Annotated in this window: 6 protein-coding genes and 1 pseudogene; 3 read left to right on the top strand and 4 right to left on the bottom strand. The window is 62.2% G+C overall.

All coding sequences use genetic code 11. The features are described 5' to 3' along the window. Positions 1 to 273: 273 nt before the first annotated feature. Positions 274 to 1,578, bottom strand: a complete 1,305-nt coding sequence (locus R6U20_RS07275; RefSeq protein ID WP_410337195.1) for a hypothetical protein — start codon at positions 1,576 to 1,578, stop codon at positions 274 to 276. Between the two features lie 280 nt (positions 1,579 to 1,858). Here R6U20_RS07275 and R6U20_RS07270 point away from each other — a divergent pair, with 280 nt between their 5' ends. Further along, positions 1,859 to 4,240 carry a prolyl oligopeptidase family serine peptidase gene (locus R6U20_RS07270; RefSeq protein WP_410337194.1) on the top strand — a complete coding sequence of 794 codons (2,382 nt, stop codon included), beginning with the start codon at positions 1,859 to 1,861 and terminating at the stop codon, positions 4,238 to 4,240. Positions 4,241 to 4,295: 55 nt separating this feature from the next. On the opposite strand, the gene R6U20_RS07265 is transcribed toward R6U20_RS07270, so the two are convergent. The 3 genes from R6U20_RS07265 to R6U20_RS07255 all read right to left on the bottom strand — a co-directional run bounded on the left by R6U20_RS07265 (position 4,296) and on the right by R6U20_RS07255 (position 10,405). After that, positions 4,296 to 4,985, bottom strand: coding sequence for a response regulator (locus tag R6U20_RS07265; RefSeq protein WP_410337193.1), 690 nt, complete (start codon positions 4,983 to 4,985; stop codon positions 4,296 to 4,298). 137 nt (positions 4,986 to 5,122) lie between these two features. Next, positions 5,123 to 8,284: a two-component regulator propeller domain-containing protein gene (locus R6U20_RS07260; RefSeq protein WP_410337192.1), complete on the bottom strand. Its 3,162-nt coding sequence runs from the start codon at positions 8,282 to 8,284 to the stop codon at positions 5,123 to 5,125. A 189-nt stretch (positions 8,285 to 8,473) separates the two neighbouring features. Continuing rightward, on the bottom strand, positions 8,474 to 10,405 hold the full coding sequence (locus R6U20_RS07255) for a T9SS type A sorting domain-containing protein (protein ID WP_410337191.1): 1,932 nt from the start codon (positions 10,403 to 10,405) through the stop codon (positions 8,474 to 8,476). 436 nt (positions 10,406 to 10,841) lie between these two features. Here R6U20_RS07255 and R6U20_RS07250 point away from each other — a divergent pair, with 436 nt between their 5' ends. Next, entirely contained in the window at positions 10,842 to 11,372 is a 531-nt protein-coding gene (locus R6U20_RS07250; protein WP_410337190.1) for a hypothetical protein, read from the top strand. A 45-nt stretch (positions 11,373 to 11,417) separates the two neighbouring features. After that, positions 11,418 to 11,724, top strand: a pseudogene (locus R6U20_RS07245) (hypothetical protein); the annotation flags it as partial.

The raw sequence follows: 11,724 nt of genomic DNA, 5'->3' as shown, positions 1-11,724 counted from the left end.
CCGTAACTTCGCAAAAGTCGAACTTAAACGGTCGGGCTTCGACCAACCTGGCGCGTCGGTTCGTTTCGTACGAGCCGACGCGCTTTTGCGCTGGGGGATCACTCCACTACGAAGCCCCCGGCTTCCTTCGTCAGTCGACCTTCGGTCTCGTGTTGGAATGCACGTTTTCCCACTCGTTCACGCATCAGCGGAGCATGCGGAGTTGGTACCAGCGTTCGTATCAGGGGGATGCACAGGGGCGGACCTCCGAGCTGCACCCGGTCGCACGCCCTGTCATTCGCTGCTTCCTGCACGAAAGTTGTACACGATGCCGAACTGCGGCGCGCTGTTCACAAGATCAAAACCAGCGGTGAAGGCCCACTCGTGGGCGTTCCACACCACCCCGGGCGCGACAATCGGCCGCGACACAATGTCGTCTCCCTCCTGCTCAAAGCGCAGGCCCAGCCCCAGCGACGGCTGCACTTCGTTCCAGCCTACATCCGCAAAGCCACGAAGCTGCGTGTTCAAGCGCTCCGTGCCCTCGCCGGTGAGCACAGCGCCGTTGATTGATGCTTGCAGCCACACGCCTCCACGCTCGCCGGTCCACCCGCTCGTAAGACCAAGCGGCGCATCCCCCGAGCCCGATAGCCCAACGCTTCCTCCAGCCACCGCAGCAATGCCCACCACGGCTGCCGCCCCCAGCGCCGCTGGGCCCAGACTCGGGGCATCATCGTCGTCATCGTCGCGGCGGGGACGGTCATCGTCAGCCTCGTCGCCGCTGTCCTCGGTGCGGGTGCTGCCCCGACCGCCGCGTGCGCTCTCGTCGGCAGGCGTCGCCGGTTCGGCGCTTGGCGGCTGTGCTACGGTGCGAGACCGCGTGCGCCCAAACACGTATCCGGTCCGAATTATAAATACGGAGTTCGACCGGCGCGCCCGCGGCTCGGTGGTGCGCGGCGCTCGGCGCTCTTCGCGCGTCTCCTGCTCGCCCGATGCCACCCTCCGGCGGTCTGGCGGAAGGGCTTGTACGCGCTCCACTTCTACGATCTCGAACGTCGGATTCTGTGCTAACAGGGCACGCGCCGCCTCCGCATCCAACTCTAAAAACAGCTCTTCATGCGGCACATCGCGCCACGACAGTTCGACCGAGTCGGGGCGCGGCCCTACGTTCATCTGGTCGAACGCAAAGAGCGCGGTACCTCGGGTCGAGTCGTCTACAACCGCGTTCGCCACCACGTAGAGCTGCTCCAACCGGCCCGGCCCCTCAACCTCCGACAGCGGCTGGATGCCATCGTCTCCCGCATGCACCCAGGCCCCCGGCGACCACGCCACCTCGAACGTCCAGTCGGTCGTCGAGTCGCGCATGGCATAGTTGTAATCAACCTGAATCCGGTCAAACTGCGGCAGCCAGCGGTCGGAAAGGTCGTCGCTCCATGCTTCGACCTGATCGCGATCGGGCCAGCCCACCAGATCCATGGTCCCCTGGCGCGTCGACATCGAATCAATGCGCGTTGTATCGGGCACCTGGGCATCTACAGGCGCAGGCGCTAATGCCACCACGCTGGTTAGTAGCATGCATCCGGCAAGTAAGCGAGTGATCATAGCAACACATAAAAAAGAAGAGCGTGAAGAGATCGATAGTCGCGCAGAAGGTGCTGTGCACGAGCACTCACATAGACGCGACGAACAAACCATTCGTTACATAGCGCCGATGTCTCTTCTGTGCAGACGCACGCCGGTAACAGAACCCGGCTGTGTACAACGCGCCCGGATGCATTTCGGTCTCATTCTTCCTACCTTGTTTCTACCTGTCGCATCCCCCTGACTCGACCCTACGCTTATGCGCCCCCTGCTACGTTTTAGCTGCCTGCTTGCCAGTATCGTGCTATTTGCTGTTGCCCCTGCTGCGCTCTACGCCCAGGCGCCCAGCGACTCGCTCACCGTGCAGCAGATCATGCAAGATCCCGAAACCTGGATTGGCGACTGGCCCACTAACATCCGGTGGCACGAAAACGGATCCGCGCTCTATTTCGACTGGAACCCGGAGGGCGAATTCCCCAGCGACTCGCTCTACAGCGTGCCCGTTGACGGCAATGAACCGGTTAAGGTGGATGCAGAGGAGCGCCGGTCGCCCACGCCATTCTTCGCGGGATGGCAGCACGGCAGCCACACCTACACCTCCGATTTTGCGCGCAAAGTGTTCACCCACAACGGCGATGTCTATCTCTACAACCGCGAAAACGATACCACCACGCGCCTTACCGACACGCCGAACGCACTTACCCAACCGCGCTTTTCGCCTGATGGTGCGCGCGTGATTTTCCGCGACGGGCTCAACCTCTTCGCCATCCACCTGCAACGCGGCACCATACAGCAGCTTACGGATGTGCGGGCATCTGACGAACCGAAAGACGAGGAGCCGTCTCCGCAAGAGCAGTACCTTGAGGAGCAGCAGACGGAGCTGTTTGAAACCCTGCGTGAGCAACAGGAAGAGGAAGAGTTGGCCAAGGAAGCTCAAGAGGAAGACGAAGCCGCCGATCCCGATCCGCCAACGCTCTACGTAGGCGATGGCAGCGTAGTGCACCTGTCGATGGATCCGTCGGAGCGATACACCGCTGTGGGTACCTCCGAAGAGGAGAACGTCGAAAACACGCAGGTCATGGATTACGTGACCGAAACCGGATTTGCCAACGCCATCAACGCCCGCGCCAAAGTGGGACGTGCCCCGAGCGGATACACGTTGCACCTGGCGGATACGGAGCGCGACACCACGTACACGGTGGACCTTAGCACGCTGCCGGGCGCGGACGAGTGGCCGCTCGCCGACATTGCCGACCCCGACACGCTCGACGGCATCGACTCCACGCGCACGCTTCGCGCCTTCGGTCCGTACTGGAACGAAGACGGCTCGCTGGCGGTGCTCGACGTCCGCGCTGCCGACAACAAAGACCGCTGGCTGGCGCGCCTGAATCCCGAAGACGGGTCGGTGACCTCGCTCGACCGCCAGCACGACGAGGCGTGGATTGCGGGGCCGGGTATTTCGTGGTACGGCGGCGCCAGCACGCTCGGCTGGATGCCCGACGGCGAAACGCTCTACTTTCAGAGCGAAGAAACCGGCTACAGCCACCTCTACACGATTAACGTCGAATCCGGCGAGAAAACGGCGCTCACCGAAGGCGACTTTGAAGTCTTCGATCCACAGCTCACGCAAGACGGATCCGCCTGGCTCTTTGCGAGCACCGAAGACTCGCCCCACAACCGCCATTGGTACCGCATGCCCGCCGAGGGCGGCGAGCGCACGCGCATCACCAGCGGACAAGACGGACAGTACGCCGCCGCTCCGCATCCCGACGACACCACGCTGGGCCTGCTCTACGAGTACATCACACAGCCGCCCGAGGTCTACATCCGCGACGACAACGGCGAGCGCCGCATCACCACCTCGCCCACCGACGCATGGCAAGCTGTCGACTGGAGCACGGGGGAACTCACCACCTTCGAGGCCGACGATGGCACCGACGTGCCCATGCAGATCTTCGAGCCGGAGAATCCCAACGGTGCAGCGGTGCACTTTGTGCATGGCGCGGGCTACCTGCAGAACGTGCACAACGGCTGGAGCAATTACTTCCGCGAGTTCATGTTTCACAACCTGCTGATGCAGCAGGGCTACACGGTCGTCAACGTCGATTACCGTGGCTCCGCGGGCTACGGACGCGACTGGCGCACCGCCATCTATCGTCATATGGGTGGGCGCGACCTGCAAGACTATGCGGATGCGTCGGCGCATCTCGAAGAAACGCAGGGCATCGACCCGGAGCGGCAGTTCATCTACGGCGGCTCCTACGGCGGATTCATCACGCTGATGGCGCTCTTCAACGAAGCCGATGCGTTTGGCGGCGGCGCGGCCCTGCGCTCCGTGACCGACTGGGCGCACTACAACCACCCGTACACCTCTAACATCCTGAACACGCCGGTGGTGGACCCCGTCGCGTTTGAGCGCTCTTCGCCCATCTACTTTGCTGACGGGCTGGAGGACCCGCTGCTCATGGCGCACGGCCTGGTCGATGCCAATGTGCAGCCGCAGGACATCTTTCGCCTGAGTCAGCGCTTCATCGAGCTGGGCAAAACCGACTGGGAGCTGGCCACCTACCCGGTCGAGCCGCACGGCTTTACCGAGCCCAGCAGCTGGACCGATGAGTACCGCCGCATCCTCTACTACATCGAACGCAGCGTGGGCCCAAGTCGCATCGAGCAGGCGTGGTGAGAGGCGTAGCGGTGTTTGTTTGGGGGATGATGCATTGCCGTTGCATCTACACGCTTCACGTGCGGAGCATGCTGTCATCCTTACTATCGGATGTAGGCGCAACCACGCCGCTGCGCCACGCCCACGCCACAAGCTGCGCCCGCGTATCCACCGGCAGCTTCGTGTACAGCGCGTGCACATGCTTCTTGACCGTGTTCTCAGCAATGCAGAGGCAATCGGCCACGGCGGGGTTTGTCATCCCATGCGCTACGAGCTGAAATACCTCGCGCTCGCGCTGGCTCAGCTCGTCGTTGACAAGACGCTGCGCCGACGACGCTGGACTACGGTGCCGCTGCATATACATGGCAGCCACCTTCCGGCTCAGCCACCCCGTTTCGCCGCGGGCGGTGCCACGCACGGCCTCGGTGATAGCACGCAGTGGCTCTTGCTTTGACAGGTACCCCGAGGCCCCGGCATCAAGCACCCCAAAAATGTATTCTTGGTCCTCATACGCGCTCAACACAAGCACCTGTATGGGTGGATCAAGCGTGCACAGCGTCTGCGCTACGGCCAGACTGCTTTCGCCGGGCATCTCCATGTCCAGGATCACCACATCGGGATGGTGCTGCCGCGCCAACGCCAGCGCGCGCTGGCCATTGTGCGCCACCGCCACCACGTCCATGTCAGACTCCTGCTGAAGATGCGCACGTAGTCCGTTACAAAACCCCGGATGGTCGTCGGCTAACAGAAGGCGGATGGGAGACATAGCGTAGACAAATCAGAAAGCAAGGATGCGAAAGGCGGCAAAATATAGCAATAGGCCCTGATCCACAGTATCGCGATTTCAGATTCCGGTGATATGGAACCACCGTGCTATTCTGAATAGATCGGGCGTGTCGTTTTTCATGACGCCGATGCCCGTTCAAAGCGACCTGACGCCTCCTCTCTGGGAAGCTGTACGAGCACCGTAGTGCCCTGGCCTGGTGCGCTTTTCACCTGAAAGGTGCCGCCCTGCGCCTCTGCCCGCTCGGCAGCGCCTACGAGTCCGAAATGCTCCTCGCGCGCCAAGTCAAACAGCGACGCCGGGACCCGGAATCCATCTCCATTGTCGGAGACCGTTAGTTGTACAGATGCGGGCATGCACGCAAGATGAAGCGTCACATCAGTGGCGTGGGCATGTCGCACTGCATTGGTCAATGCCTCCTGTGCGATGCGGTAAAGCGCGTACTCCGCCTCATCGGTGAGGCCGAGGGCTGTCTTGTTTTTGGCGCTCTCTACGTGGATACAGAGCGTTGGCGCCCGCTCCGAAGTAATACGCACCAGGCGCCGCAGCGCAGCGGGCAGCCCAAGGGCCTCAATGTGCGGCGGACGCAGGGCGACCAGCACCGAGCGAAGGCGCTGCGCAACCTCGTTTACTGCACTCCGCGCCTCAAACACGCGCGGCTGATGGTCTGGTGCTGTATCAGCAAGGCGATCCAGGTCGTGACCTACGCGGTACAGGTCCTGGATGGGTCCGTCGTGCAGGTCTTGCGCAATGCGATGGCGCTCCTGGCGGCGCTCTCGAGCCAGACGCCGCTGCACACGTAGCTGCTCCATCTGCTGTGTGCGCAGACGCGTAATGCGCCACTGCACTGCGCCTCCAACGAGTCCGAGCAGCGCCAGCAGGCTGCCCCACCGCACCCACACCGTCTGCCACCACGCGGGCTGCACGATGACATGCAACTGGGTCGTCTTGGGGCTCCACACGCCGGCATGGTTGGTGGCGTGTACCTCAAACGTGTACGCACCAGGAGCCAGGTTGGTGTACGTGGCCATCGGCTGCGTAGAATACACCTCGCTCCACGGTTGTGCATCAGCGTCACGGAGCGGGCCTGTAGGCACCGAAGACGGCATCAGGCGGTATCGGTACCGAATGGCCCGCGGATCGATGTAGTCGAGCGCCGCAAGGTCAAGAGTTAGGTGCGTTTCGTGAGGCTGGAGGCGTAGCGTGTCGTTGGCAGGCGCCAACAGGCCTGGACGCCGCTGCCCAAAGATGCGAACGCCCGCGATCAGCACCGGAGGCGCATACTGATCGACGCCAGTGGCCTCTGGGTTGAAGCTGTTGAAACCGCGCGGCCCCCCCACGTATAGCCGCCCGCTTCGTCCTCGATGGTAGGCCATCAGGTCGAACGCGTCGCCCTGCAGCCCATCGTCGGCACCAAACGCAACAATCCGCTGCGTACGCGGGGCGATGCGGGCCAGGCCGCCATCGGTGGTTGCCCAGAGGCGTCCTTCGGCATCGGCCATCAGCCCGTAGACCACGTTGTGCGGCAGGCCCTCGGCAGCAGTCAGACAGTCGAACTGTTCCGTGCTTATGTCAAGGCGACACATGCCGCCTCCAAACGTACCAACCCACAGGGCCCCGGGATCGGCGGGCGTCTCGGTCATGGTCCACACCACAGGCGCTCCCAGGCTGGTCGGGTCCTGCGCGTCGTATCCAAGGCGATGGAAGCGCACCGTATCGCGCCGCGTGCCCGTCATTCGGGCAATGCCGTTGTCGGTGGCTACCCACAGCGTGCTATCGGTGGATTCGTAGACGCGGTTTACGCGGTCGCTGGGCAAACTGTGCGGACGGGCCGGATCGTGCCGAAACGCGCGCAGATTTTCTGTTTCCGGATTGCGCACGAAGAGCCCCGTGCTGGTCCCAATCCACAGGCGTCCGCTACGGTCTTCGCTGATGGACCGCACGCCGCGCGCTACGCCAGCAACGGACGTGAACCGCTCGGTTTCGGGGTCAAGGCGCATCAAGCCATCGCGCTTGCCACCTACCCAAAGCGTGCCCACTTGGTCTTCGTAGACCTGCCACACCGCATCGGCGCGGGCCGAGCCTTGGCCGGCTGGGTTGTAGGCGCGGAACCGCTCTTCGGAAGGCCACAGGCGGTTGAGGCCGCCGTTTGTGGCAATCCAGACCGTGCCATCTCGGGCTTCGTGTATCCCGTTGACGCGCTCGTCGCTGAGTCCATCGGAGGTGCGATATAGCTGAAATGGACTCCCGGCATCCGTCCAGTAGCTTATGCCGCGCTCATGGCCAACCCACACAATGCCCTGCCGGTCTACGAACAGGGTGCGCGCATCGTATCCCCCCAGCGACGACGCATCACCAGGATCGTGCTGAACCGGATACGCCGTGCGCCGCTCAGGGTGAAAGCTCACCACACCACGGCGCTGCGTACCCGCCCACACCGTTCCATTGGGAAGCATAGCAATGGCGCCGTCGCCCCACTGCACCGTGATTGGAACATGCGTCGTTATCGTGCCAGAATCTGCGTTTAGCTGGATCAATCCGTGCTGCTTCTGGAGCGCCCAAAGCTGCCCCTGCGCATCACTCCACATCGTGTGCCATCCATTCGAAAGTTGGGGCTGGTTGGATGCGCATGACATGGTCCGCCGGTCGAGCTTGCACGTCACCAGCGGACCACGCGTCACGGCAACAGAAACCCAGACGGCCCCTGTGGGCGTGGGCGCGAAATCCATGATGATGCTTTTTTCGTCGAGCGCGCTTCCCAGCACCGAGACCCGTGTAAACCGCTCGCGCTCCGGGTCAAAGTGACAGAGGCCGTGCTCTTCGGTGCCGACCCACAGCCCGCCCGCACCATCCTGCGCAATGCGGCGAACGGTAGGTCCGCAGAGCCCAGAAGGGTCGTTAGGGACGTGGCGATACGAGCGGAACGACTCAGTGGCCCGGTCAAAGCGGCTCAGCCCCGCATTGGTGCCCACCCACAGCGTGCCCTCCGCATCCACAAGCAGCGCCGCAACGTGGTAGCTTGGCAGCGCAGTCGTATCCCCACGCACATGATGATAGGCCCGCATGGTGCGTCCGTCGAAGCGATTCAGCCCAGCTTTGGTCCCAATCCACAGATAGCCGGTGCTATCCTGAGCGATCGCCGTAACCGCGCGGTGTGAGAGACCGTCGTCAACTCCCAGATGCACGAACCGGTGCGATTGCCCTTCGGGCTGGGCCTGCGCTACGACAGGGCTGCCCAGCAGTGCCAGGATCAGGCCAACCCAAACAACGCGACAGGTCATGACGAATGGAAGCTCCGTGCGAGAATACGATGCCCTAAGCTACGCGTCGCATCCGTCGGACTCAAGTCGCCCCGTCTATCATCCAAAAAGAAAAAAAGAGCCACCGCCTGGACCGTCCAGACGGCAGCTCTTTTGTGTTGTCGTCTTACATCGTGGGCAGACAGCAGCTTTCTTGCTGTCGTGTACCCACTACCGCACCACGGTAAACCGGCGCATGGTAGTTTCCTGCGGCGTCTGCACGCGCAGTAGGTACATGCCGCTGGGCAGCGCATCAGTCGCAATCTGAAGCGCTACGGGTGCGTCGGGCTGAGCCAGGCCATCGTGCACCGTGAGCACGCGGCGCCCCAGCAAGTCATACACAGCAGCTTGTACCCGTCCGGGTGCGCCGACCGTAACCTCGGCCTGTGCGAGTCCACGGCTCGGGTTGGGCCACACTGGCGAAACGCCAGCAGGCGTGCGTACCTCGACTGTGATAGCGTCGCTGCGCGTTGCTGTGCCGTCGAGGTCGACCTGACGGAGGCGGAAGGCATGCGTGCCTGAGCTCAGGTCGTCCATGCGGATTGAGTAGGATTGCGGCTCGCTCGTCGTTCCGGCCCCGGGCACAAAGTCCACGTCCTGGAAGCGCCCGCCGGGAGCGCGATGCTCAACATGAAAGCCCGCATTATCCGTTTCGCTCAGGGTGCGCCACTGCAGATGAGCGGTGGTTCCCTGCAGGCGCGCCTCGAAGCCAGCCAGTTCAACGGGCAGCGCCGAAACCATGTCGTAGACATAGACGGCGCCTGCGTCGGCGATCGTACCGCCTGCGCCATCGGAGACATCTTCGCTGTAGGCTCCTACGACGAGCTTATCGGCACCTGCACTGAGCGACGCCCCAAAAAGCGCCCCCGACTGCGGGGTGTCGGAGGCAAAGCGGAATTGCTCCTGCCACGTACCACCTCCATCTTGCTGATAAGCATACACAACCCCTGCGTCAGTAACAGCGCTGGGCGAAGAAATATCTTCACGGGGGGCGCCGACGTAGAGCGTACTGGTGGAGGTGTCGTAGCTGAGCGCATAGCCGTAGATGGCATCCGTTTCGGGCGTGGCCGCCGTAAGCGTCTGCGTATGGCTCCACGTGCCCGTTGCGGGATCGCGCGTCCAAACGTAGACGGCTCCGGCATCGGGCGTTGCGCCCACGTCCTGTGCAGAGGCCGAGATGAAAGCTACGTCTCCAGCAAGCGCAACCGCACGCCCATACTGGGCTCCGTCGGTAAGGCCGGTGGGCACGAGTTGCTGTTCCTGGCTCCATGTTGAGGTAGACGGGTCGCGCGTGAACGAGTAGGCATTGCCTCGGTTTGTGAGGCCTCCATCGTCGTAGTTGAGCGCCGTGATGACGAGGCGATTCCCATCGAGGGCGAGGCCGCGCCCAAACTGCGCATTCTCTTGGGGCGACGGGCTGGCAATGGTGGCCCCGTTGGATCCCGATGTGACGCCGGTCAGGTTGCGGATGTGCACGCGTCCGCCAGGACTGAACGAGTCGGCACTCGTGGACGCCCCCGCGGCGAGCGTCGTGCCGTCGAGCGCCAGCCCGATGCCAAGCAAGCGCCTCGCTTGGTCTCTGGAGCCGAGTTCGTACGTCCGAACGCGGCTGTAGCTTCCGCTGAGGAACTCAAAGCGCGTCCAAGAACCAGTGTCTTGGACAGTAGAGCCCGCGAGTGACTCGTTGTCGTCGAGCGGCGCCCCAATGAAGTACGATGTGCCAAAAACGGACGTACCAACCGCTACGCTGCGCCCGTAATCGGATCCGTTGTTTACGGTGCTCACCGGAACGAGCTCGGTGCGCAGAAAGACCGGTGTACTGGGCGAAGTGCCATACAGGTAGACGCGCCCCCGATCGGTCGTTGGCTCGCGGATCGCTCCAACCATAAAGTTACCGCTCGCTGCGTCGAAGTCAACGCTGAAGCCGTAGAAGCCGCCAGCCCGTGCATTGGGCGATTCCAATCGCTCTACGGTCTGCGCTGAGGCGTTGTACGCGGCCCCGAAAGCCAATAGCGTACTCAGCAACACAACGAAAAACCAGTTGGGCGGCCCGCAACGAGAAGAGTTGGTGGAGGTCTCTGAGGCCTGTACATTATAGGTCATGAGAATACGGTAGAATGGAGGAAAACATGTGTCTGCCAGGAGCTATGGATTGCTCTGGCTGTGCTTTCCAACGTATTCGATGTGTGCTCCTGCTGCATACTCCCGGTGTGCCGTTTCCTTAGAACCGGGGTTCTATTTTGGGAAGGGGATCGCTCTGTTGTCTCGCTCTACACTGCGCTGTTGCAGTGCAGCATAGAGATGGCTATACTGAAATGGGCAAATCAATACCGGTGTGACCTTTCATCAGGTACAGAGCGATACAGAGCACGGCTGAACCATTGCTATGCATCTCTCCGCTATATCCCGCTGCGTCTCAAAACGTGTTCTCGGCGCGATCGTCCTCATGTTAACCTTCGGCGGATGCATCTCGCATACGCCTGTTAGCGAGTCGGCCATGTTTCATGACAGATCCACATATCCCTCCCACCACAGAACGATGGGCGTAGGCGTAGCGGGCACTTTTTCCCCGACACAGCACCTAACTTACGACGTAGCGACAGACGAAGACCTATCGCAAGAGCCTGTCAACGCCAATCGCCTCAGTGGCGGACTCTACCTCTCGGGCTATGATTCAGAGGGCCGATTCGGGGTAGGACTTACGCTCGGTCTCTTTACCCTGGGCGTTGATGCCACCACGCAACTCTGGAAGCGCAACTACCTGACCGCCGCACTCTCTATACCCGGCCAGGCGCATGTCTTCTTGCAGCATCGCACATACAACAGCCCCCGTCTGGGAGCCGCTGTTGGAGTTGGCTATCAACGCGACGCTGTGGCTCTGGAAGGGCCGACCCCACTCAGCGTCGACCTCGGTGCCGCACGGGTTCACTCTTTTGGCATTCGTGGCATGTCGGTTCTTCGCGCCGAGGGGGATACCGGAGGCGGCATCAAACTGAGCACCTACGTGGGATACGCCCCTGCCATACAGCGCCCTTTGTTCGGCCTCACCCTTGCCACAGGACGTTTTTAGCTTGCGTACCCCTTACTGCTTCTTCTCACAGATTAACGTCTCGCCATGTCAAACTCACTCACAGCATTTCTTGCTGCCATCGGACTGTTCGGGCTCGTCACACTGTCTGTCCCAAGCTATGCGCAGCAGACGGCCACGGTGCCAGACGCAACGGACGACCTGGCATCATCTGAGCGTGCGCGCAACGCGGTGTACGTCGAACTGCTCGGTGCGGGGCTGCTCTACAGCGTGAACTACGACCGCCACCTGATCGGGCGCTGGCACCTTCGCGGGGGCTACTCTACGTTGGGCTCTTCTTTCACATTTGGCGACGACGATCGAACGCATCTGGTGCCGGTGCAGCTGGCCTTTG

The organism is Longimonas sp. (assembly GCF_046498435.1).
Taxonomy (GTDB): Bacteria; Bacteroidota; Rhodothermia; order Rhodothermales; family Salinibacteraceae; genus Longimonas.
Note: the sequence above shows the minus strand (reverse complement) of the source record. Positions and strands in the feature narration are given on the sequence as shown.

Bases quoted from the DNA above. Each gene is read 5' to 3' on its own strand.
- R6U20_RS07265 (WP_410337193.1), bottom strand. From the start codon at position 4,985: ATGTCTCCCATCCGCCTTCTGTTAGCCGACGACCATCCGGGGTTTTGT.
- R6U20_RS07250 (WP_410337190.1), top strand. From the start codon at position 10,842: ATGGGCGTAGGCGTAGCGGGCACTTTTTCCCCGACACAGCACCTAACT.
- R6U20_RS07255 (WP_410337191.1), bottom strand. From the start codon at position 10,405: ATGACCTATAATGTACAGGCCTCAGAGACCTCCACCAACTCTTCTCGT.
- R6U20_RS07260 (WP_410337192.1), bottom strand. From the start codon at position 8,284: ATGACCTGTCGCGTTGTTTGGGTTGGCCTGATCCTGGCACTGCTGGGC.
- R6U20_RS07275 (WP_410337195.1), bottom strand. From the start codon at position 1,578: ATGATCACTCGCTTACTTGCCGGATGCATGCTACTAACCAGCGTGGTG.